16 protein-coding genes, 1 tRNA gene and 3 pseudogenes are annotated in these 23,908 nt (G+C 40.0%); 10 read left to right on the plus strand and 10 right to left on the minus strand.

Annotation, left to right across the window (positions count from 1 at the left end; translation table 11 throughout):
* The 7 genes and pseudogenes from PTE_RS12120 to PTE_RS12150 all read left to right on the plus strand — a co-directional run.
* Positions 1–1,177 (plus strand): annotated as a pseudogene (locus PTE_RS12120) (hypothetical protein); the annotation flags it as partial.
* On the plus strand, positions 1,170–4,130 hold the full coding sequence (locus tag PTE_RS12125; protein WP_036846826.1) for a hypothetical protein: 2,961 nt from the start codon (positions 1,170–1,172) through the stop codon (positions 4,128–4,130). The pseudogene PTE_RS12120 and the gene PTE_RS12125, both read left to right, overlap by 8 nt.
* A 155-nt stretch (positions 4,131–4,285) precedes the next feature.
* Positions 4,286–5,557, plus strand: coding sequence for a tail fiber protein (locus tag PTE_RS12130; RefSeq protein ID WP_036846827.1), 1,272 nt, complete (start codon positions 4,286–4,288; stop codon positions 5,555–5,557).
* 53 nt (positions 5,558–5,610) lie between these two features.
* The gene (locus PTE_RS12135) at positions 5,611–7,515 is read left to right on the plus strand and encodes a contractile injection system tape measure protein (protein WP_036846828.1); all 1,905 of its coding nucleotides are present in this window, start codon (positions 5,611–5,613) and stop codon (positions 7,513–7,515) included.
* 9 nt (positions 7,516–7,524) lie between these two features.
* On the plus strand, positions 7,525–9,609 hold the full coding sequence (locus PTE_RS12140; protein ID WP_036846833.1) for an ATP-binding protein: 2,085 nt from the start codon (positions 7,525–7,527) through the stop codon (positions 9,607–9,609).
* A 24-nt stretch (positions 9,610–9,633) separates the two neighbouring features.
* Entirely contained in the window at positions 9,634–10,524 is an 891-nt protein-coding gene (locus PTE_RS12145) for a Pvc16 family protein (protein ID WP_036846835.1), read from the plus strand.
* A gap of 296 nt (positions 10,525–10,820) precedes the next feature.
* Positions 10,821–11,753: a YwqJ-related putative deaminase gene (locus PTE_RS12150; RefSeq protein WP_036846837.1), complete on the plus strand. Its 933-nt coding sequence runs from the start codon at positions 10,821–10,823 to the stop codon at positions 11,751–11,753.
* A 262-nt stretch (positions 11,754–12,015) separates the two neighbouring features.
* On the opposite strand, the gene PTE_RS12155 is transcribed toward PTE_RS12150, so the two are convergent.
* The 10 genes and pseudogenes from PTE_RS12155 to PTE_RS12190 all read right to left on the minus strand — a co-directional run bounded on the left by PTE_RS12155 (position 12,016) and on the right by PTE_RS12190 (position 20,015).
* A complete protein-coding gene (locus tag PTE_RS12155; RefSeq protein WP_051477386.1) occupies positions 12,016–12,807 on the minus strand; it encodes a S1 family peptidase in 792 nt (263 codons plus the stop codon).
* Between the two features lie 424 nt (positions 12,808–13,231).
* Positions 13,232–14,617: a GntP family permease gene (locus tag PTE_RS12160; protein WP_036846839.1), complete on the minus strand. Its 1,386-nt coding sequence runs from the start codon at positions 14,615–14,617 to the stop codon at positions 13,232–13,234.
* A 2-nt stretch (positions 14,618–14,619) separates the two neighbouring features.
* Positions 14,620–15,585, minus strand: a complete 966-nt coding sequence (denD, locus tag PTE_RS12165) for a D-erythronate dehydrogenase (RefSeq protein WP_036846843.1) — start codon at positions 15,583–15,585, stop codon at positions 14,620–14,622.
* A 105-nt stretch (positions 15,586–15,690) separates the two neighbouring features.
* The gene (otnI, locus tag PTE_RS12170) at positions 15,691–16,467 is read right to left on the minus strand and encodes a 2-oxo-tetronate isomerase (RefSeq protein ID WP_036846846.1); all 777 of its coding nucleotides are present in this window, start codon (positions 16,465–16,467) and stop codon (positions 15,691–15,693) included.
* 22 nt (positions 16,468–16,489) lie between these two features.
* Positions 16,490–16,694: pseudogene (locus PTE_RS24550) on the minus strand (aldolase); the annotation flags it as partial.
* Positions 16,695–16,756: 62 nt separating this feature from the next.
* The gene (gene otnK, locus PTE_RS12175) at positions 16,757–18,034 is read right to left on the minus strand and encodes a 3-oxo-tetronate kinase (protein WP_036846848.1); all 1,278 of its coding nucleotides are present in this window, start codon (positions 18,032–18,034) and stop codon (positions 16,757–16,759) included.
* Positions 18,034–18,144, minus strand: a pseudogene (locus PTE_RS25060) (L-threonate dehydrogenase); the annotation flags it as partial. The gene otnK and the pseudogene PTE_RS25060, both read right to left, overlap by 1 nt.
* Before the next feature lie 277 nt (positions 18,145–18,421).
* A tRNA-Tyr gene (locus PTE_RS12180) sits at positions 18,422–18,506 on the minus strand.
* A 153-nt stretch (positions 18,507–18,659) separates the two neighbouring features.
* Positions 18,660–19,508 carry a formyltetrahydrofolate deformylase gene (purU, locus tag PTE_RS12185; protein WP_036846850.1) on the minus strand — a complete coding sequence of 283 codons (849 nt, stop codon included), beginning with the start codon at positions 19,506–19,508 and terminating at the stop codon, positions 18,660–18,662.
* Between the two features lie 45 nt (positions 19,509–19,553).
* Positions 19,554–20,015 (minus strand): YchJ family protein, encoded by a 462-nt coding sequence (locus PTE_RS12190; RefSeq protein ID WP_036846852.1) that lies wholly within the window; start codon positions 20,013–20,015, stop codon positions 19,554–19,556.
* Positions 20,016–20,171: 156 nt separating this feature from the next.
* On the opposite strand from PTE_RS12190, the gene rssB reads away from it, so the two are divergent.
* From rssB to PTE_RS12205, 3 genes are all read left to right on the plus strand, one after another.
* Positions 20,172–21,197, plus strand: coding sequence for a two-component system response regulator RssB (gene rssB, locus PTE_RS12195; RefSeq protein ID WP_036846853.1), 1,026 nt, complete (start codon positions 20,172–20,174; stop codon positions 21,195–21,197).
* A 418-nt stretch (positions 21,198–21,615) separates the two neighbouring features.
* Entirely contained in the window at positions 21,616–22,533 is a 918-nt protein-coding gene (gene galU, locus PTE_RS12200; protein WP_036846854.1) for a UTP--glucose-1-phosphate uridylyltransferase GalU, read from the plus strand.
* A gap of 25 nt (positions 22,534–22,558) precedes the next feature.
* The gene (locus tag PTE_RS12205; RefSeq protein WP_036846855.1) at positions 22,559–23,902 is read left to right on the plus strand and encodes a UDP-glucose dehydrogenase family protein; all 1,344 of its coding nucleotides are present in this window, start codon (positions 22,559–22,561) and stop codon (positions 23,900–23,902) included.
* Positions 23,903–23,908: the final 6 nt, after the last annotated feature.

Raw genomic sequence — 23,908 nt, forward strand, 5'->3', positions numbered from 1 at the left:
GCCTTTTGGCCGGGGCGAGGCAGCAACAGAAACGCCGGCACTTGCCCATGAAGCATTTTATTTAGGCTTTACGGGGATACTACCGGGGCAAACGTTATCTCTCTATTGGCAGTTAGAAGGCATTAAAGCACTCACTTTATCCTGGTCTTATCTCGACAAGAGCAATACCTGGAGTAAGTTGGATAAATTAGTTGACGATCGAACTCGTAACTTGTTTGACCGGGGGATCTGGCGCACTTTATTGCCACAGGATGCTTCAAATCAAGCAGCTTTGATGCCGACGGGGCGGTACTGGCTCAAAGCAGAGATAACTGATAAGAATAAGACTGATCCTCAGGATTACCCTGGAATTAAGGGCCTGTTGTATAACGCTACCACGGCAACTTTAGCCAACGCAGAAACTGTTGAGCAGGATCATTTTATTAACGGATTGGCCGCTGGCAGCATTAAACAACCTGTAAACACGGTTGTTGCCATTAGCAACGTCACCCAACCTTGGCCTTCCTGGAACGGTCGCCCCCGGGAAACGGAGCAAGACTTCTTAAAACGAATTCCTGTCCGGCTCTCCCACCGTAATCGGGTACTGAGTTGGGGGAACATGGTCACCTTACTAAAAGATCATTTTGTCAGCCTATTTGATGTCAGACACCATTCTGGCGGTAAATTAACCACCATTCCTGCGCCGGGAAAACAACAATTAATTGTTATCCCTGACAACCGTTACAAAGATAATAATGATGCGCTACGTCCAGAGCTGAACCCGGCCCGGTTGGCAGAGATGGTTGAATGGTTAAGTCGATTAAGCAGCCCTTGGGCAACCATTGAAATTAACAATCCTACCTACGTTAACGTCCTGATCAGTTATCAACTGGTGTTTGTCTCGGGTGTTAATCCCGACTATGGCCATCATCAGCTACAACAGGAATTGAGCCGAAACTATATGCCGTGGGGAGAAAATCCGGCTATCGGTGTAACAACCGGTAACTGCATTGATTACTACCAGTTATTAGCCACGATCCAGCAATTCTCTTTGGTTGAACGGGTCATGGGCTTAACCTTGGAAAAATATGGAAAGCAGGCAGGTGCAGTGGGTGAAAGTATTTGGGCTGATGATAATGAAGTATTGATTTTAGTCTGGTCAAAAGAAAAGTTCGATAAGGAGTTAGCACATGAGTAATCAGGATGCTTTGTTTCCCATCGTCAAAGATGATATTGCCTTTGATACCTTACTTAACCAGGCAAAGGCTGTTATTGAACAACACTCCGGTAACTGCTGGAGTGATATGGGTGAAAGTGATCCCGGTGTCACCTTATTGGAAGCTTGTTGTTATGGTGCGTCAGATTTAGCTTACCGCCACTCATTACCACTCAAGGATCTGCTGACGCCCAGTAAAGCGGAACAGACACCCGGCGATGGTATTTTTCCCAAGGAGTTTGGCCCGCAACAAATGCTGACTTGCGGCCCCATTACTGCTGAGGATTATCGTCGGGCATTGCTGGATTTGCATAGTGACGATACAGTTAATGGTTACTTTTTATTTAATGATGTATTACTGATATGTGAACCAGAAGATAAGCGCTATACATACTGGTATAGCAAAACGGAACGAAAATACAGTTTTCAAATGCCAAAATCAGAGGGTGAACAGTTAACATTAAGAGGAAATTATTGGCTTTATTTACTCCCGAGTCGGGGAAGTGAGGATAATAAAACGTTGTCTGAGGATAGATTGAAAGCATTTCTGAAAGATAATCGTAATTTGGGAGAATGGGTTAGTCGGGTTATTTGGTTAGAACCCGTTGATTTACCATTGAAGATTGATATTCAGCTTGCTAATGACGTTAAAGATATTGCTGACATATTTGCGCAAATTTATATGATGGCGGAACAAACTGTACTTGAAAAGCCGTTACGTTATACCACTCAAGCGATGAAAGAAATGGGTTACAGTAATGAAGAAATCTTTGATGGCCCTTATTTACACCACGGCTGGATACCTGAATTACCGCCGATCAGAGATTATGACGGTTCTATGGTATTAAATTTAAGCCCTCTGGTTAACCAATTATTGGCTATTAAAGGTGTTCAAGGCGTTACTCGGCTGGAATTAGATAAGTATGATGCTGGCATTATTTCTCCGCTACCGGGCGATCATTGGTCTTGGAAAATTGTTAAAGAATATTATCCCAGGCTATGGGGTAGTGACCCCTTAGAATTGATTACCTCATCAGACAGCCCACTCACCATTACCGCTAAAGGTGGCGTTAATGTTACCGTATCTAAACAAGATATAGAGAAAAAGGTTATTGCGGAGCCACTATTTAATACACATCCAGAATTATTGAATTGGGGCAGATATCGTAAAGCCCTGGATTACTATCCGGTGAGTAATAAATTACCTGCCTGCTATGGATTGCAAACTCATAAACATACCCTACAACAAGTGCAGTTACACCAATTTATACTGCCTTTTGAACAAATGTTAGCTAATAGCTGTGCCGAACTTGCTTTATTGCCAAAACTATTGGCTTTTAAACAACGGGGAAATACGGTATATGGTGCACAATGGCCTTTTAAGGTGAATACAGTCAGTCATAAAGTCCATCAAAATATAGAATCTGATTTAACAGAAAAGCTTCATAATGATTCATATATCTCTCATAAAGGTATTATTCAGGAGAGAAACTATGCAAAGGAGCTGGCTATCCTTGAATATCTGTTAGGCTATTTTGGTACTCATCGAGCAGCCAGGCCACTTATCCTCAGCCGCCAGGATTTTCTGTCCACTCAGCGCGATTATTTGGCTCAACAGCCAGAGCTGGCCTATCAGCGTAATAATATTCGGATTGATAAAGTATCAGCGCTGCAAAAACGGATTGCGGCCCGGCTGGGTTTGGGGAAAAAATGTTTCAATGAGCCCCCGGATCTGGCTGACCTTCCTTTTTACTTGATTGAGCATCGTCGGCTCTTACCCGTAAAACCTGATGTGGCATTTGACAGTGAACAAACACCTGATGGATTGGAAATTAAAAGTCATCCTGATTCTAAAAGTCATCACTTAATTATCACCCAGCAAAGTGCAGCAGGGCGGTTATTGCATGGACAGATGATTGATCTGATTATTAAAGGCGATAATGGATTCACCTTGCGGGGCCAAGTGATCACTGAGATTACAGAGAAATCATTTTATCTTGACACTCGTAACAGCGTTGTTTTGGAATACCGGTTAAAAGAAGTGCAGCAGGCATTTAAGGGTGGCAATCTGCGCTGGTGTGATAGCCCGGAGTGGTTGGAGGATATGGATTATCAACTGGTTTATGCTGATGAGGCAGATCAAAATGGTGATGAAGATGAACGCTGGATCACTTCCAGTCCTCAAAGTCCCTTTCCTGCTATGATCAAAGAAGGAGACGAAATCACGCTAAAATATAAAATTACTTCCTATGAACCAGTCAAAAAAATATCAGCTAACACGAAATCCCCATCTGACTATATGCTTAAAGCTTCGGTAAAAAAATTCGATCGTATTAAGGGTAAGATATTAATTACACGAAATAAAAACACCAAGGTTGCTTTCCCACAAAGGGAAAATGCATGGCGTTATCGCTGGTATTTCTCCAGTGCAGAATATGCTCATACTGATCGTTTTTCATTTGTCGTCAGCGTAGTGATTAATCGTCAGTTAATTGAGAATAAAAATGTTGATCCTCACAAACTAGAATCGTGGGTAAAAACTGAGATTTTGGCTGAATTTCCTGCTCATGTTTCCATGATTATTCACTGGTTATCCCCAGAACATTTCAGGAATTTTTCCAGCACTTATAAGCGTTGGCAAAATAATGGTACTCCTTTAGGGGATGAAGCATACCATATTTTAGAAATGTTAACGCTGGGACGTCTGCCTTCTGCATTAACTGGCATAGGGAATATGAGAATTGCCACTAAAGAACAGAAAACTGAGGTCATGGGTAAATCTGAAACAGAATGGCATTCTGAATTCATTGAGAGTAATCAATTACTATATATACCGAAAGTTCAAGAAGATATTCATCGTAGTAAAGAGAATGGAAGAAATCCATTAGTTGAAAATTCTCAATTTCAGTCTGGGGATAATAAAGACAGAGATTAATTTATCTATAGGTAAAAATCGGATTAATATAGTATTACAATAAAAGATACTTGTTGTACTATTAAATTCGTTATCTTTAATTATTACTATGTCATTATGCAGTCATAATTTTAGGATGTTAGCAATAGAATAGACTAATATATAAGGTGATAAAAATGGAAAAGAAAAATAATATATCTAATTCAGAACTTAGTTCAGAAAATAATAATAACAAGGCAGATCTCTCAGCAGATGATTTAAAAAAACGCTTTAAAGCAGGTAGCATTCCATTACAAATTGATTATGAACACTTAATTGATATTGCTGATATTGGCCGCAAAGCAACCGGGCAAGCGCCGAAACAGAATGGACCAGGAGCAGGATTGAAACTGGATGATAATGGTACACTTAATTTAAAAATAGGCACTATCACCAATAAAGACTTTTCTCCCTTAATGTTAAAAGAGGATATTTTGTCTGTAGACCTTGGTAGTGGTCTGATTAATGAGAACAATGGGATATGTGTTGGTCAAGGCCATGGCATTGTTGTAAATACAGATAATGTGGCTGTTAAAGCTGCCAACGGTATTACCGTTGGTGAAAAAGGGGTGGAGGTTAAGGCTAAGAATAATGGCAGTATTTCCGTTGACTCAGATGGCATAGCTGTTAAGTGTTGGAAAGGGGGTGGGATTGTAGTAACTGATAATACGGGTCTTTATTTAAAATTGGAGGGAGGAGATGGAAGTAACGCTTGGAGTGGTGTAAGTGGTTTGAGTCTGAGTGAGAGTGGTGTAAAAGTTAAAGCTAGTAATGGTATTAATGTTGATAAAAATGGTGTTTCAGTTAAAGCGGGCAATGGTATTAAGGTTGATGGTAATGGTGTCAGTATTGATCCTGATAAAGTACTCCCCAGAGGAATGATTGTGATGTTCTCTGGTAGTAGTGTTCCTACAGGATGGGCGCTGTGTGATGGTGAGAATGGTACACCTAATTTAATCGATCGATTTATTTTAGGTGGAAATTTTGATGGTCTTCATGGAAAGAGTAATACTCCAGTTTCAGGTAATAATAAAGATGACAAATCATTTAATTTTAAATCTGATGAAGCCACATTAGATATCAATGGTAAAACAAATGGGATCTCATTATCTATTGGACAAATACCTAACCATAACCATCTTAGTGGAATAGTTATTGATACAGATATAATGGCTCAACATGGGGCTTTCGCGATCACGACAGACAAGAGAGCTGTAGCCTCTTCAAATAATACCAGAGATAGATTTCTTTATTATTCAACCGGAATGACCACCTCTAAAGGAGATGTAAACGGAAGCAGCCCAGAAACACATAATCATGATATTAATTTAAAAAGCATTGGCAAGCATTCCCATAATAACAGAATAACAGTTCCTTATTATATTCTTGCTTTTATCATGAAAACTTAATATTTAAAAATTGCAAATTTAAGTCATCCATTTATCGCAAAGAGAGTATTAACATGATTTCGAAGCCAAATATATTAAATCGGATTGTTGTTGTTATTGAAGCAAATAATAAACAAGTGGCTAAGAAAGTATTGCACAGTTCCTTGTTTGACCGGAGAAACATACATAAATTATTAAACTTATACTTTGATAAATATAACTATAATCAGGATATATATTTTGAAAAATTAACTCTGGAACTTGATAAAATAAATTTCCGTGACTTAAATTCATTGTTTCCTATTCGGCTTAATGCTGCTTTAAGTAAAGCATTGAAGAAATATCTGGTAAATAATAAGGTGAAGATTCTCACAGAAGATTCAATGATGCCAGAAAATCTTTTCAAGCCCTCTTTATTACATAGTGGTTACTTGTCCAATATCGAGGAGTTTATTCGATATTTACATCAAAAAAGTGCTCAGTTAAATCCTGAAAAGGGAATGGAGAATAATAGAAATATTGATATTAATGTCGATATATTAATTGAACAATTAATGAAAACAGGGAAAAAATTAACATTATTACTGGCAAAAAGCTGTCTATCTGAACACAGCTTGCAGCGGATTTTATCTATCAGTCAACCTGCTTTATTAACCGCGATTAATCGCAAGTTATCAGAGGATACTGATATATTTCAGCATCAAGGAAAGGCGGTTTATTCTTGGCAACTGGTATTGAATGCATTGGGATATATACATCGGCATGATATGCAGGAAATACCTAAACCAGATGTGAAAGTGATATTATATATCACGGCTGAACTTGAAAGCAGCATACTTGATGTTGTGTCTATTATTACGTTATTTCGCCAGAATATAGCAACTGAGAATGCCTTATTAAATGAATGGTTGAAGCCACTTTGGCAAATAGAATTGATTCCACAACTTTGTAAAAAACACCTCTCTGTTCAGGAATATGAAAATTTAGTTAATCGTTTTGGTTGTGAAAACCAGAGTTTTAGAAAACAAGCTCTACGGAAAATAACCGAAGTTGATCCATTATTAACTGAATTATTACAGGCACTGGAGACAAAGCCTCGGCAACATCTACCACTATTAAATCAGCATCAATGTTCATTAATGGCCACAGCGATTCAAAAAGGAGAGGTCAAAGCTCAAAATATTCTCCAGCTATTTCAACATCCGGCGTTATATAACAGAGCTGGAACAACTTGGTTAGCGTCGCTATGGCAATTAGTTCCTGTTTTGCAGATATGTAAAAAACACCTTTCTGCTAAAGAATACCAAGATCTTTCGCAACGTTTTATTCTAAATGATGCAGATAAAAAATTAATTACCGAGGATCGACAAGCATTATCGACATTGGGTAACCTGAGCATTACAGGTAATAGCCGTAACCAACCACAAATTATCAATAGATCACACGTTGACCGGGTTTCATTGACTAAACAAATTTTCCCGTGTCAGGTCAATAATGCTGGAATATTGGTTTTATGGCCGATGTTACCTGCGTTATTTAATCAGCTTGGTTTGCTTGATGCACAGAAATTTATCCACCGTCAGGCTCAGTTCAATGCTGTGGGTTTCCTTGATTACCTGATTTGGGGAAACGAAGAAGTACAAACAGAACAAAAGATCTTGAATAATATCCTGTGTGGGTTAATGGCTGACGAATTTATTGAATTAGCGCCTCTTGAACCAGAAAAACAGTTAATAATAGAACAATGGCTGGATGCTGTTATCAGTCAATTTCCTACTTGGAAAAAATTAAGCCGTAATGATGCGCGCCAACTGTTTTTACAACGACCGGGTGAATTGTTGATAGATGATCAGGAAATAAAAATCAAAGTACAGCATCAACCATTTGATTTATTATTAACCGACTGGCCGTGGCCATTAAATATAGCAAAACTTCCCTGGCTAAAGAGCCCTTTACAGATTGACTGGCAAAATATTTAAAAGGTTTATATGAACTCTTTACTTAAAAAGAATCACTGTATGGTGGCTGAATTATGCTGGATTTATCCCCATCTGGAACGTATTGATTTGCGGTTACAGCATTACTATTATCAAAACAGAGATAAATACGATTCCTTACCAGAGAGTTTTTTACTCACCGAAGATGAAATAAAACAACGTCTGGTGACACCATTAGGTATTCCTCATTGGATAATTAAAGAGGATGATATTGTTAGCCTGGCTGAAATCGAAGAAAACCCATCTTTTGATATATTATCCTTATTGGTTGAACGTTTTGAACTCACTGAATTTGAACGTGATGCTTTATTATTAGGTTTATTACCCCATTTCGACAACCGTTATCATGCGTTATTTGCTGCTTTGCATGGTAACAGTAAGAAACAGTGGCCGAGTTTTGCTTTAGCGGTTGAATTATTTAGTGAACGTCAAAGTGATAGGCAATTACTGCAAAACAGCTTCTTACCGCAAACACCGTTAATTCGTAACCACTTATTACGGCTCAGTAACTATGAGGAACCTATTTGGCTACAAACGCAGTTTTTAACTCACAGCGCTGTCTGGCATTTTCTATCAGGACAGAGGGTTATTCTACCACCATTGATAACTTGTGCTTACTGGAATACTCCGGCTTCACAAACTTGGTATCCATCAGCTCTTTATTATTCACTTGAAAAGATATTATTGAATGAAACGCATGAAATACGTCCGCTGGTAATATTAAAAGGAAAAGAGGGGAGTGACAGAGAATTAGCCGTGAGTAACATTATGGCGTTTCATGGTATCAGTACTTTAATCCTTGATTTAGCCTGTCTGCCAGACGAAGAGAACCTAACTGTAATATTTAACTTACTAACAGAGGCAATACGGGAAGCCCAGTTACACGATGCTTGTTTATTAATTCGCAACTTTTCTTTACTTGCAGAGGAAAAGAAAATATTGAATAGTGAGTTATCTGCTTTATTGAATCAGCCAAAATTACGCGTAGTGTGTTTGATAGAGCCGCGAGACTCATTAGTGTGGATTAAATATTTGCCTATGGTGCAAATCGATATGCCCATAACAACACTGATAGAAAAAAAAACCATGCTAGAAAGAAGCTTACCAAGTCATGCTTCGGATAAAATTAATATTACTCAATTATGTCAGCGTTTTTCATTCACAGCGGAAACATTACCATTAATCCTTGAAGAAGCGTGTCAATACCAAATACTCCGACAACCGGAAGGCCAATTGGAAGAGCGCGATCTGAGTCAAGCATTAAGTTTCCGTGCTCAACAGAACTTAGGTAAATTAGCGCAGCGGATAACCCCAAAACGTAGTTTTAATGACTTAGTGGTTTCTGATGAATTAATTCAACAATTGAAAGAAATTATTGCTGCTATTAATTATCGTGATCAAATATTAGGTTCGGGTTTTCAGGAGAAAATAAGCTATGGTACAGGTATTAGTGCTTTATTTTATGGTGAATCAGGGACAGGTAAAACGATGGCCGCAGAGATTATTGCTGGGCATTTGGGGGTTGATCTGATTAAGGTCGATCTTTCTACGGTGGTAAATAAATATATTGGTGAAACTGAAAAAAATATTTCCCGTATTTTCGATCTGGCCGAAGCGGATTCTGGTGTTCTGTTTTTTGATGAAGCCGATGCCTTATTTGGTAAACGCAGTGAAACCAAAGATGCCCAGGACAGACACGCTAATATTGAGGTTTCTTATCTGTTACAACGGTTGGAGGATTATCCGGGATTAGTTATTTTAGCCACCAATAATCGTAGCCATCTGGATAGCGCGTTTAATCGCCGTTTTAGCTTTATTACCCATTTTACTTATCCTGATGAAGAGCTACGTAAAAAAATGTGGCGGGCAATTTGGCCTGAACAAGTGAGATTATCGGATGAGATTAATTTTGAACATTTGGCTAAACGTGCCGATATAACCGGCGCTAATGTCAGGAATATTGCTTTATTATCATCAATGTTGGCAGTAAATGATAATAATGAACAAATTGAAAATAAGTATATCGAGCGAGCAATTATACTTGAATTGAATAAAATTGGGCGATTGGTTTTTTAAATATTTGTTAATTTTGGAGTCGATATGGAAAATATCATTGATCCTGATAATGCTATTGTGGAAGTTAATAACGCATTAAAAGATATTCTATTTCAGTATTTAACGAATATTGATATTCGTTTTGATCTGCCAGAAATGGATTTAATTCCATCGAAGCCGACAATAAGTGTATTTCTTTATGATATACATGAAGATTTACAATTACGTTCTGCTGAACCAAGGCGTTATAACCCTGCAACTAATTTATTATTACCAGGATGGGTAAATATTAATTATAATTATTTAATTACTTACTGGCATTCGAGTAAACCATCAAGTGATGGTTGTAGTCCAGATAGTCAGCCTGATAATCAGGCTGCAAAAATAATGACTGGTGTTTTGAACGCGTTGATTAATAATCGTCAATTATCTAAAATTCCCGGCGCATATACCAGAGTGATCCCACCGCAGGAAAATTTAAATAGCTTGGGTAACTTTTGGCAGGCTCTTGGTAACCGTCCACGCTTGTCTTTATTGTATTCAGTTACAGCACCTGTAAAACTTCAAGATGTTATAAATATGGTAGAACCGGTTAGAGAGATTTCCCATTCTATGAATCAAAAACCAAATTTGGTTAGCGAACAAATAAATCAAGTTTTATCAGAGAAATTATGTATTGATTTAGGTGGCACAGAAGATGTACGTTTTGCTCTTGCTAAAGTGAATCTGAAAACTGAATTTACCGCAGAGGATAATGAAAGTCAGGAAAGTGAAAAAGTTATTCTTAAGGTTTCTGGCATTACCCGTTCGGATTATTTAGAGAGAATAAAAATTATTCTTTCTGGATGGAAAAATAGTCAAAGTGAAATTGTTGAGATAAATGGTGTAGGTATCTTTATTGCTAAAGAAAATTCTGATAAGTTAATTGGAATATAAAATTATGGTTTAATTATCTCACCCATTTATCTTGCAATATTCTTCACTATCTGATTTGTCAGAAAATGCTTGATTTATTTTTGATAATAACAAAAAGATAGATAATATGGTTCAAAAAAAACGAAGGTATAAGTATAGCGGTATTATAGAAAGATATTCAGATTAAATGCATTATTCATGATAATGAGAAAATTTTTAAGAGTTATTATTTGTTTAAATGTTTGTAATTGAATTGTTGAATCGTTTTGATGATAATTTTAAATGTAACAAGTTCAGTTATTATAGAGGATTTATAAATGTTCAAAAATGATGTTTATGAAAAAACAGTTAAATCTGGCAAAGGTAAAACTTCAGATGGAATGCTATTGGATGCATTATATTTGGATATCCCTAATGCCAGAGCAGTCATGTCTGCTTATAAGAAAAAGACGCCTAATTTACCTGACTTCAATGAAAAGACGCAATTAATTCTCAGTGCTTCAAAGAAATTTGGTCAGCTAAAACCTGCAAAGCAACGTGCTTTCTCTGAGCCTGGTTTAAAAGCGAATGGTGTTTCTGACGGAAAATTTATTTATTCAAAAAACTCTTTGTCGAATTTCGCTGCTCATGCAGGATATGAGCATAATGGTCATTATGACGATGAGTTTGTCAATTTTAAGGATAATGATAGAAATTTAGCAGAGGGTAAGCTATTTCCTGGAATTAACTTGATTAGGAGGCCATTAATAGAAAAAAACAAAGAAACAAATGAATGGGAAATAAAACAAATAGAGGTGGGTGCTTATAAGGTTAGTGATATTGATTCTTTTATTTTAGGGATAAATAATATGTATAGTGAAGCAGGTACATCTTTACATCCAATAATAGAATCCCTGATCAGAAATCATATTATTAACAATGATTATGTATTACCTACGATGGCAGGTATTGCTGGTTTGCATGCAGAGGTACAAGCACTTAACCATTTATTGATTTTAGAAGATAAAAGGGCCGGGAAAACTATTGGAAGTCGAAAAATAGGCGAATATATGCGGGATATGCTGAAATCATCTATTTTTACACAGCGATTAACAACAATACAAGCGGGAGATGATTTTGCTGCTTGCCATAATTGTTCTGGAATATTGTCAGCGCCAGCTAATGTTATTACTGGTAAGGTGGAAAGTGCGGGCAATAATTTTTCATCGACATTATCTCGATATAAGAGATCACAAGAATCACCAATATAAAGATACCCGTTATCTTTCAAGTTGCCTCTTTGTTGGCTGCATTCTCTCACCCCGGTCACATAGTTCGCTATGCGCCCGGGGATTCGCTCCCTTGCCGTCTCGATGCATCTTGAAATCTATAGCCTGAGGATTATGTGAGTCACTTCATCGTAAAAGATTTGATCACGCCTCAGGCATTGAGTTTCCTTCTTATTTATTAATTTTTTTATGTTAAGGCCAGATTAATTCGATAAGAGCAATTTTACAGCAGACCTAATAAGAGTTAATTTTCCTTCACCGTTTCAATTATCCAATCTTTGAAAAAACTGACCTTGGTAAACTGTTCTGCTGGTTTTAGGAGTGAACGAGATACCAGCCCAGAAACGATATCATCTTTATTACTTGTTTTAACCATCAATGGCCCTCCTGAGTCCCCACCGCCGACACCTCCATTTTGATTACCAGAACAAATATTTATTGCCGGATCGTAATTTGTATCAGGGTATCCCGGAGGAACTTCGATACATTTCTTATCATCAAGGATATATTCATCGGTTTTCATTAATATATTCGGTGTTGATACACTTTCTGTTTTTCCAAAACCAATAACCGTTAATTCTGTATCAACTGGCAGATCAATAGTTTCATCTATTCCATTGAGTTTTGCAAAAGCATCACTGTTTGCATCTCGGTTGAGCTTAATGAGCGCTATGTCATATTGCCCCCGTTTTCGTGCAAACCATTTTGGATGAATAATAATTTTTTCAATATCAACTTTATCCTTATAAATTGGTGTAGGTTTATACCTTTCTAATCCTACATAGATTGTGGATTTTATATTATCATCTTCAACGCAGTGAGCTGCTGTTAAAACCCAACGTTTATTGATTAATACCGAGCCACAACGGTGCCCTTCAATGTTTCCATTTTTTGTGTTAAGTGCTGAATAAAATGGAAATTCACCCGGTTCCGCAGGTTGACCATTTATTATATCTAATTCTCTGGCGCTGTTTGCCATTAATGAGAATGAGAGCGTGCCGATAAAAACTAGAGTAAAAAGCAATTTTTCTTTCATAATATAATCCTTGTATAATACGATGGCAGAGATAAAATTCCATTGTATACTATATCAATATGGTCTGGCAGAATAACAACTATATGTATATTTATACCTCATTTATAATTAATGGATTTTTCTTATTTGAAATCAAGGAAAATAAACACTTATTATTAAGTAACTTGGTTTTTACAATACGGATAAGTTTTTTTTAACATGAATTCAATTGGGGGATTATATTAGGTAAGGGTAGGGGATTTTTATCTAGTGCTGTTTCGGAAAAATGGATAACAAGAGGATTGGGATAATGTTTTACTGCCAGAGTCAATATTCCGATGACCGAGAGATAAAACTCAGCAGAAAAGTCATTGGATTATTCATGTGTTGATTCGGCCTCTTATGTAAGAGAGGCTGAATTAATATCACTTTATTGAGTGGGTGTTTATAACACCAGATTAAGGATGATCACCCCACACAAGCCAATTACCCAGACAATAGTGGTTGACATTGACCAGACAATCATCTGTTGTTTGACATCTTTAATTCCTATCATTCGGTTAACCACCCAGAATAGGCTGTCATTAAAGTAACTGAAGAATAGCGAACCCATAGCTGCCGCTTGTGCGGCAACCAGCATATTGATCCCCGGAATCTGACTAATAATTGGGGCAGAAATAGAAGCGGCAGTAATCATTGCTACGGTGGCCGAGCCTTGAATTAAGCGAACCAGTGTTGCGATAATAAATGGGATCAACACCGGTATCAGAGGCAAGTTCGCTATGTGCTGTGCCAAAATAGTACCGGTTCCACTTTCGCGCAATACCGCCCCTAATGCACCGCCAGCTCCCGTCACCAGCAAAATAATGCCGGCAGCCTGTAAACCTTCTTCCAGACGATCCATGACTTCATGTTTACTGGCTTTTGGCATCAGGGTATAAACTGCCAGTAATACACTTATTGCCAGGGCAATAACTGGCTCACCAAGGAAATCAAAAGCCTGAAAATATAAGTTGTTTTCCTGCCCGAAGAAAGTTTCGGTGCTCAGTAACAGCCCGTTAATGGCTTTAATGAAGATCAATGTAATAGGAACGATAATCGGCATCAGAGAGAGAAATAGACCGGGCAGGGGTTTATTTACTTTTTCTTCCATATAGCGCTGCTGGATTTCTTTCAGGTCCTCAGTTGCGGCTGTTTCGTCAATTGGCTGAAATTCTGGATATTTTACGGCTAACCATTTGGCATAAAACACGATGCCGATAACACAAGGAACGGCCAAAACCATACCGGCCAGCATCATGGTGCCGATATCTACGCCAAAGATAGCTGCAACACCCAGTGGTCCCGGTGTTGGCGGGACGGCACTGTGGGTAACAATCAATCCACCGGCCAATGCGACGCCAAGCGTCAGCAGATTGCGTTTGCCTTTTTTCGCCAGAGCCTTAGCCAGTGGATAGAGGATAACGAAAGCAGAGTCGACAAAAATCGGAATGCTGACGATATAACCGGTAATCGCTAATGCCCACTCTTCGCGTTTTTTACCTAACCATTTGATAAAGCTGTAGGCTATCTGTTCAGCCGCGCCGGAAACTTCCAGCACTCGTCCCATCATGACACCCAAACCGATAACAATACCAATACTGCCCAGTGTAGAGCCGAAGCCTTTAGTCATGATATCGATGGTATTCGCTGCGGTTAAACCACCCGAGATCCCGGCGATCACCGCTGCAATCAGCATTGCCAGCAAAGCATGAACACGGGTACGCAGTACCAGAAAGATTAGGGTAAATACGGCTATACCCAAACCAATGACCGGAATGTAGCGTTCCATAATTAGCCTCCCTTCTGGGGCGGGTTATTGGCGATAAAAGCCCGGATTGCATCATGGAAAGTGCCATCTGCATGGAAACCCAATGACAGCCCATGGCTGATATCAAAGTTACCCGGCCAACTGGCGACAATGCGGTTAATGTTTTCATCCGGTTCGAAGCGGATCAGATCCACGGTTTTTTGCCCGGCAATTTCTGCCAGTGCGTCAATCATACCCTGAACAGTGACACTGATACCGGGTAAATTGACTGTGCGGGAAAGGCCAAATTTCTCCGCCGGAATTTGAGTGGCATGAATAAAGTTGCGGATCACCGTTTCAGGGCTGGAAATCCATAAGGTGAGATCGCGGGAAACCGGGCAGATGCTGCTTTCTCCATGCAAAGGTTCACGGATAATGCCACTGGCAAAAGAGGATGCGGCTTTGTTTGGTTTTCCGGGGCGAACACTGATTGTCGGCAGGCGGAGTACCCGGCCATCCACATACCCTTTGCGGGAATAGTCGTTAATCAGCAATTCACACATGGCTTTCTGTGTGCCATAGGATGATTGAGGATTAACCGCACTCTGTTCGGTGATAGTCGCCGGTAATTCTCCACCAAATACCGCAAGGGAACTGGTGAAAATCAACTTCAATTTTGGATTTTTGGCCCGTGCGATTGCCAATAAATTTCGGGTAACATCAAAGTTAACTTGCAAACCCAGATCGAAATCATTTTCAGCATGGCTACTGACAATGGCGGCTAAATGAAATAATACGATACTGTTTTCATCAATCAGCTTTTCCGCCGCATTTGCCTGAGTTAAATCCAGTGCCAGACACTGGACGCGAGGATCATTGACCGGTGAAATAGAGCGTTGAATATCGGTCAGTATTAGCTGATCAAAATTTAACTCATGGTTGTCTTCTAGCAAAGCACGGGCGAGTTGCTGGCCCAGAAAACCTGCGCCACCAGTGATTATCACTTTCATGTGACTCTCCTGTTTAACCAGTATATTGATAGAGATTGTCCGATATTCATGTACATAACGATAAATAAAGTCTCTGCGCTCTGATGGGAGCATATTTTCTCTTGGTTATTTCTGTGCTTTGATCAACCAACCCAGACCGTCTTCAGTGTGGCCGGCGGGGTGATATTCGCAACCCAGCCACCCTTGATAACCAATTCCATCCAGTTTATTAAACAGCCACGGGTAATTACCTGCCAATAAGGGTTCATGACGCTCCGGCACAGAGGCAATTTGGATGTGGCTGAATTTTCCCCATAGTCGCTCAATGGTGCGCAGTAAATCCCCTTCCATAATCTGGCAGTGGTATAGATCCAACTGGATAAAAACGTTTGGACGATCAATTTCTTTGAGCAATACTTCGGCCTGGCGTTGAGTTGTCAGAAAATAACCCGGCATATCACGGGTATTAATCGGTTCAATTAATATATTGATATTATGTTCTGCCATGACATTTGCGGAATGTTGAATATTTCTGATATAACACTCACGCTGTTGTTCCGGTGTAAACTGTTTATTCAGCTTTCCTGCCATAGCATGAATTTGCTTACAATCCAGCGCTAACGCGTATTTCAGGGCAATTTGTACACCTTCCGCAAATTCTTTTTCACGTCCGGGAATAGAGGCTGTTCCTCTTTCGTCTGCCGCCCAGTTTCCGGCTGGCATGTTGAATAAAACCTGTGTTAATTGATGCTGTTTTAACAGGGCAGCAAGATCTTCTGCCGCTGCTTCGTAAGGAAATAGATATTCAATACCTTTAAATCCGGCTTTGGCTGCGCGGGCAAAACGTTCTGTAAAAGGCACGTCTTGGAACATCATGCTCAAGTTTGCCGCAAATTTAGCCATGATGAATTCCTTGTTGGTTTACTCAGTTGTTTGGGTAACGCGTTTCAAGTTCCTGTACTTGTTCTTCATTTAGCGTAGTGAAACCGTGTGGTAATAATGTCAAATAGAGCCGTGCGGTATCTTCCAATTCTTTTATCTCCTGGTGGTAGATATTTCACCAGCGGCAGTTTACCAACCCGCATGACATAGTAAGGTGTTATCGGTGGCAGACAATTACTGCTGTTAAGTCGCCAAAACTGGCGTTGGTCGGCGTAATGATGATCGGGCTATTTGCCAACTTAGCGCTTGTTCATACATGAAATATCTCTTGTGCACGCAGGAAGAAATCCGTATCGCCGAAGTTACCTGATTTTAATGCCAACCAATAATTGTGTTGTAAATCGTGTACCCAGGGTACGCCAGGGGCAATAGGTGCACCGATACTGAATTGTCGGATGTTCAGACTTTGTACTATTTTACCGGCAGTTTCGCCGCCTGCGATAATAAATGTATTGAACCCTTGTTGATGCAGGCTTTTTACAACGTCGGAGAATGTGTTTTCTATTGCTTCACTGGCAATGGTTGCACCATATTGTTGTTGGATTTTCTGCAATATTTCCGGGGGTTGAGTCGTGTATAACATTGGCGCTAAGCCGTTTTCAGATTGTTGAATAATCCAGGTTACCAGTTGTTTGGCATACTGTGGATCATTGATGCATGAACCGATATTCAGGGCTTTGGCAGGAGCCAGTTTTTGGTATTGAGCAACTTGGTGGTTAGTCATAGCGGAGCAACTGCCGGAAAAGATGACGGTGCGCCTATTCTGGGCTGGTGGTGTTGCGCCTTCCGGCTGGCGTGGTATCAATGGTTTTCCGGTATCTATGCTGGCAAGTGCAGCACCAAGACCGGAACCACCGGTGACTAATTTCAGTTCTAAGGCTGCTCTGGCAGTAGGTAGCAGGTCATTCATGGTCATGGCATCTGTTACCGCGTAACGTATGCCTTGTTGTTGTAAATGATGTAGCCGATCGCGGATTGCCTGTTCCCCCTGATGAATACATATCAGATCCACCAAATCTGCTTTTCCCTGGGCTTGTTGTTCTATCAGGCGTATCAGATTGGCATCTGTCATGGGGGTTATGGGATGGTGCTGCATACCACTTTCGTTAAGTAGTTGACCGTTGACAAACAGATGTCCATGAATAACTGTTCGACCGTTGATAGGGAGGGCTGGGGAGATTAGCGTGATGTCTGCTTTTAATGCGTCCATCAGAGCATCGGTTACCGGCCCGATATTGCCTTTGTTGGTGGAGTCAAAAGTTGAGCAGTATTTGAAGAATATTTGCTGACAGCCTGCCTTCTGGTGTAACCAGCGACAGGATTTCAGCGCGCTGTTTACTGCCTCATCTACCGGGCAGGAACGGCTTTTCAGGCTGATAACAATCGCATCAATATCTTGTGAAATAACGGTATTTTCATCAGGTGTATCCAGCAACTGAATAACTCGCCAGCCGCTTTGCACCATAAAACCGGCGATATCGGTTGCGCCGGTAAAGTCATCGGCAATAACGCCCAATTTAATGGTCATTATTTTCTCTCCGGCAAAGTGATGCCTTTAAATATTTTGATAACCGCGCTGTCATCCCATTGACCCAAACTTTCGTTACTGGCGGTGAGGAACATTTGGTGTACAGCGGCTTTAGGGTTCATGATGGTTCCCTGGTGTTGCTGTTTTTATGATTATTTCACACGCTATTTCACAAATATACGACTGTTATCACATTCGAGCATCCTATGCGTGAAGTTGATTTTTCTTATAATTATTTGATTTGTAAAGTTTATGTTGGATTGTTGTGAAGTGTTAACTTTCACATAAAGGTGTGATGAAAGATATGGCTAGATACATTTAAGATCGGGTAAGCGAATTTCGCTTAGTGCTTTGTTTGGATATCCAGGAATAACAACTTGTTTTTTATGGTGGTGGGGGAAGGATTCGAACCTTCGAAGTCTGTGACGGCAGATTTACAGTCTGCTCCCTTTGGCCGCTCGGGAACCCCACCAGATTTTGAAAAGTATCATTGTTGCTTACAGCGGGCGGAATCATATCAAATGAACCTCCGCTGTAAAGTCTATATTTGAAAATAAGTTACCGCATGCTGTTTTTTTGCCCCGAACGAGTCAGTTGTGAGCAATAAACAAGGGATCTTATGCGACTAAAGAATGACTGTACGGTTTCCATAAACAAAAACCCGTTGAGCAAGAACCCAATATAAAGCGTGGCTCAGTACATTTTTTTCAACATCCCGGCCTGCTCTCATCATATCTTCAGCTGTGTATGTATGGTCTATGTTAATGACATTCTGGGTAATAATTGGACCTTCATCCAGATTATCATTCACGTAGTGGGCTGTCGCTCCTATGATTTTTACGCCTCTTTCATATGCCTGATGATAAGGGCGCGCTCCGATAAATGCAGGTAAAAAGGAGTGGTGAATATTAATAATCTGATTTGGGTAATGCTGGACAAATTCCGGTGTCAGGACACGCATGTATTTGGCGAGTACTACGTAATCAGGTTGGTACTGGTCGATTTGGGCAATCAGTTTTTCATCGTGTTGCTCACGGGTTAAACCTTCATGGCTGATTAAATGGAAAGAAATACCAAATTGTTCAACTAATGATTGTAATGTTGCGTGGTTGCCGATAACCGCAGCGATTTCAACATCAAGCCCATCGTAAGCGCTTTTCATGAGTAAATCCCCAAGGCAATGCGCTTCTTTTGTCACCATAATAACAATACGCCGCCGACCCGCAGTGTTTAATTCTCGCTGAGAACCCACCGGCAGCGCGTCGTCTAAGTCAGCCAGAAATGTTTCATCGTTAAAAATTCCTTCAAGCTCAGTACGCATAAAAAAGCGGCCGGTATGATGATCGACGAATTCATTATTTTGAACGATATTCAGTTGGTGCTTGTAGCAGATGTTAGTAATTTTGGCGATTAATCCTTTTGCATCAGGGCAAATAGTGCGCAAAATTTTCTTTTGTACATGTTGGTGTTGCATGAATGGGATGATCCTTAAATCTTTTTCACTTTTTGTCTGTGGTGTTTAACCACAACATTTTTTGTATTTTTTACCTGAACCGCATGGACAGGGGTTATTACGGCCAGTTTGAGGTTTAACGCCGTCAATATAATACCAACGCTGGTCTATACGAAGAAAACGTGAACGCTCATGAATAAGTTGTTTATCTTGGGCTTTCTGATCAAGAAAGCAAGCCGAAAATTCAACATAGGCTTCGTTATCGTTTTTACCTTTTTCAGTTGCGATAACATTTAATCCGAACCATTGGGTAGCAATAAAACTCTGCTCTATGTCTGAACGCAACTTTTCAGCCTGGCAGTCAGGATGCCAACTGGCAATAAGATAATCAGCATTATGTTTTACATAGGCACTGTATCTGGAACGCATCAAAGATTCGGCATTGGGGGCAGGTTTTGTGTTTTTGAGATAGAGAGAACAACAATCCGCAAAATCTATTCCACTGCCGCAAGGGCATAACTCTGTCAAAATAACTCCAATTGTAAAGGGTGAAATACCATTTTATGCGTTTTCTATTGCAAAGAAACGTAAGAGAACAAATGATAGTCACTGTATTGAACTAATATGATTGATAGTACCTAAGAACAGGTGAAAGTCGCAATATTAAGCTAAGGGAGCGTGTTTATGGAAAAAGCACTGGCAGGCAAACAGATTCTGATTGTCGAGGATGAATCTGTTTTCAGTTCTTTGCTGGCTGGGTATTTGCGAACGTTGGGCGCTAAGGTCTTGGTCGCATCTAATGGTGCTATTGCACTACAGGTGTTGGGTCGCGAAGCTCATATTGAGCTTATTTTATGTGATTTAGATATGCCGGTTATGAATGGCATTGAATTTGTTGCGAAATTGACTAATGAGGGGATTAATATTCCAGTTATCATTATTTCAGCGACTAACAAGATGGCAGAAGTTGATGAAGTGCTTCGTTTAGGTGCAAAAGATGTTTTATTAAAACCTGTTGCAGATCTAAATGAGATAAAAAAGGCAGTGCTGGCCTATTTACATCCAACTGTTTTTATGTCTGGTGCAATTGAACAGAATAACTTGAATAAAGATTGGCTAACGCTAAAGCATAATTCAGATGAAGCATTAAATATGCTTAAGCAGTTACAACCCCCGGTTTCTCAGGTGATTGCCCACTGTAAAGTCAATTACCGAAAATTAAATATGATTGATAAACCAGGATTAATTCTCGATATGGCGGCGTTATCTGATAATGAATTAGCGTTTTATTGTCTGGATATCAGCCGTTCAACAGAGTATGGTGTGATTTCAGCATTATTACTCAGAGTGGCATTTAACAGTTTGTTGCAAGAGCATATCACTCATCATTCCCGGCGTTTACCCAGTATGGCAGGTATTCTAAATAGGATTAATAACTTGTTGGGAAATGCAGGGTTACAAGGGCAATTTCCATTACTGCTCGGATATTATCATACAATCAATAAAACGGTTCTGCTTACTTCTGCGGGGTTACATGCCAGTATTAAGTCGGGTAACCGCCAAATCCAATTAGATAGTGGTGTTCCTCTTGGGACGTTGAGAACAATTTGTTCGAACCAAGTTTGTTCTCATAGTGCTGAATGGCAATGTCGGATTTGGAATACAGATAGTCAAATAAAATTGATGCTTTCCTCAATGTATTCCGGATGAATATTACCAAGGTGGGATTTTGTTTAAAGCAGATATTAAACATCAGGTCACGGTGATGTCATTAAACAGAATGGCGCTGTTTATCGGATAGAATTAGCTGGTATACTCGGTTCATTACGCTTGGAATCTATCTAATCAGGCTATTTTATTCGCCGCTCTTTAGTGCAAAGAGCGGATTTAGCACGGCTCAGATAAAAGCGATAACTTTTGAGTGTACTATTAATGTGACCAGAAGGGCGGGTAAAGCGATGTGTTCTGTGATGCGTCGGTTTTTGTATGTTGCCCACGCTCACGTTTTCTTGACAAGAATGGTCCGCAATAATGACGCCTTATTGGAATAGGTTCTTAAAGAACCGGCACTGATTTTGAGTTGAAGACGGATTTGTTTCAGCCAAAAAAACATCAGGAGAAAAGATTAATGCCATCAGTAAGTAAAATAGTAAAGAAAGCCGTTATTCCCGTTGCGGGATTAGGAACAAGGATGTTACCCGCTACGAAAGCAATTCCGAAAGAGATGTTGCCGTTAGTGGATAAACCTCTTATTCAGTATGTTGTTAATGAATGTATTGCCGCCGGCATTAATGAAATTATCTTGGTGACTCATTCATCAAAAAATTCAATTGAAAACCATTTCGATACCAGTTTTGAGCTGGAAGCTATCCTTGAACAAAGGGTGAAACGTCAGCTACTGGATGAAGTTCAATCTATTTGTCCAAATCACGTCACTATTATGCAAACTCGCCAGGGAATTGCTAAAGGATTAGGTCATGCGGTGTTATGTGCCAAGCCCTTAATTGGTGATGCGCCTTTTGCGGTGATACTCCCTGACGTTATTCTTGATGAGTACAGTACAGACCTGACTAAATATAATCTGAGCGAGATGTTGGCTCGTTATAATGAAACGGGAGCCAGCCAGATATTAGTAGAGCCTGTCCCTCATGAAGAAGTTTCCAGTTATGGTATTGTCGATTGCCAGGGAGAAAATTTGCAACCCGGTGAGAGCAAACCCATTAGGCGTGTGGTTGAAAAACCTAAACCGGAAGAAGCGCCGTCAAACCTTTCTATTGTTGGCCGTTATGTGTTGTCTGAAAAAATTTGGCCATTATTAGCAAAAACAGCGCCAGGTGCCGGAGATGAGATTCAACTTACCGATGCTATTGCTATGTTAATGGAAAAGGAACCCGTGGAAGCCTATCACTTGCGGGGGGTAAGTCATGATTGTGGTAATAAGCTCGGTTATATGCGGGCGTTTGTCCAATATGGTATGAAACATCATGCCTTAGGCAAAGAGTTTACTGATTGGCTAGTGGCTTTGCAGAATCAAGCTAAAGAATAATCTTGTGGAAATTTTTAGGTATCATATGAAAGTTACAGTATTTGGTATTGGCTATGTTGGTTTAGTTCAGGCTACGGTTTTAGCTGAAGTAGGGCATGATGTCCTTTGCATTGATGTAGATGAAAATAAAGTTGAAAATCTGAAAAATGGTCAAGTCCCCATTTTTGAGCCTGGTTTAGCCCCGCTGGTTAAGAAGAATTATGAAGAAGGCCGCCTGAATTTCAGTACTGATGCAAAGGCCGGTGTTGCTCACGGTAAATTACATTTTATTGCGGTAGGTACGCCTCCTGATGAAGATGGTTCAGCGGATTTGAAGTATGTCTCCGCCGTTGCCCGTACTATTGCGGAATACATGGATAGCTATAAAGTTATTATTGATAAATCTACCGTTCCTGTTGGTACAGCAGATAAAGTTAATGGGGTTGTCAATGAGACTCTGCGTAAACGCAATATTGATATCCCATTTGATGTGGTTTCTAACCCGGAGTTCCTCAAAGAAGGGGCGGCTGTTGCAGATTGTATGCGCCCTGAGCGGATTATTATTGGGTGTGACAACAACAGAGTCGTTGACTTGATGCGTGAATTGTACGAGCCATTTAACCGTAATCATGATCGTATGATTGTGATGGATATCCGCAGCGCAGAACTGACGAAATATGCCGCTAACTGTATGTTGGCAACAAAAATCAGTTTCATGAATGAGATCGCTAATTTAGCTGAAATGCTGGGAGCGGATATTGAGCATGTTCGTCAGGGAATAGGTTCTGATTCCCGTATTGGCTATCATTTTATCTATCCGGGCTGTGGTTATGGTGGCTCATGTTTTCCGAAAGATGTGCAAGCGTTAATTCGTACCGCAGAGCAAATTGGCTATCAACCCAAGATTCTTCATGCTGTAGAACAAGTGAATGAACTGCAAAAGAGTAAATTACCTTCTTTTGTCAAACGCCATTTCGGTGAAGATTTATCCGATAAGACATTGGCTGTTTGGGGGTTATCGTTCAAACCGAATACTGATGATATGCGTGAAGCATCAAGCCGTGTTTTGATGGAAACATTGTGGCAGGCAGGAGCCAAAATACAGGCTTACGATCCTGAGGCTATGCAGGAAGCTCAACGTATTTATGGTCAGCGTGATGATTTATCATTGATGGGCACTAAGGAAGCGGCTCTGAAGGGGGCGGATGCCCTGATTATCTGTACTGAATGGCAAAGTTTCCGTGCGCCGGATTTTGATGTCATTAAAGAGTCTCTCAAGGCACCGGTTATCTTTGACGGACGGAATCTTTATGATCCTGAACGCTTACAATCCCGTGGCTTTACTTATTATGGGATTGGTCGTGGTGCATCCATTAACCCAGTTATCTGAGTAATA

Origin of the sequence: Photorhabdus khanii NC19, assembly GCF_000517265.1 — a bacterium.
Lineage (GTDB): Bacteria > Pseudomonadota > Gammaproteobacteria > Enterobacterales > Enterobacteriaceae > Photorhabdus > Photorhabdus khanii.

Bases quoted from the DNA above. Each gene is read 5' to 3' on its own strand.
- PTE_RS12160 (WP_036846839.1), bottom strand. From the start codon at position 14,617: ATGGAACGCTACATTCCGGTCATTGGTTTGGGTATAGCCGTATTTACC.
- otnI (WP_036846846.1), bottom strand. From the start codon at position 16,467: ATGGCTAAATTTGCGGCAAACTTGAGCATGATGTTCCAAGACGTGCCT.
- denD (WP_036846843.1), bottom strand. From the start codon at position 15,585: ATGAAAGTGATAATCACTGGTGGCGCAGGTTTTCTGGGCCAGCAACTC.
- purU (WP_036846850.1), bottom strand. From the start codon at position 19,508: ATGCAACACCAACATGTACAAAAGAAAATTTTGCGCACTATTTGCCCT.
- PTE_RS12125 (WP_036846826.1), top strand. From the start codon at position 1,170: ATGAGTAATCAGGATGCTTTGTTTCCCATCGTCAAAGATGATATTGCC.
- PTE_RS12140 (WP_036846833.1), top strand. From the start codon at position 7,525: ATGAACTCTTTACTTAAAAAGAATCACTGTATGGTGGCTGAATTATGC.
- PTE_RS12155 (WP_051477386.1), bottom strand. From the start codon at position 12,807: ATGAAAGAAAAATTGCTTTTTACTCTAGTTTTTATCGGCACGCTCTCA.
- rssB (WP_036846853.1), top strand. From the start codon at position 20,172: ATGGAAAAAGCACTGGCAGGCAAACAGATTCTGATTGTCGAGGATGAA.
- PTE_RS12205 (WP_036846855.1), top strand. From the start codon at position 22,559: ATGAAAGTTACAGTATTTGGTATTGGCTATGTTGGTTTAGTTCAGGCT.
- galU (WP_036846854.1), top strand. From the start codon at position 21,616: ATGCCATCAGTAAGTAAAATAGTAAAGAAAGCCGTTATTCCCGTTGCG.
- PTE_RS12130 (WP_036846827.1), top strand. From the start codon at position 4,286: ATGGAAAAGAAAAATAATATATCTAATTCAGAACTTAGTTCAGAAAAT.
- PTE_RS12145 (WP_036846835.1), top strand. From the start codon at position 9,634: ATGGAAAATATCATTGATCCTGATAATGCTATTGTGGAAGTTAATAAC.
- PTE_RS12150 (WP_036846837.1), top strand. From the start codon at position 10,821: ATGTTCAAAAATGATGTTTATGAAAAAACAGTTAAATCTGGCAAAGGT.
- otnK (WP_036846848.1), bottom strand. From the start codon at position 18,034: ATGACCATTAAATTGGGCGTTATTGCCGATGACTTTACCGGCGCAACC.
- PTE_RS12135 (WP_036846828.1), top strand. From the start codon at position 5,611: ATGATTTCGAAGCCAAATATATTAAATCGGATTGTTGTTGTTATTGAA.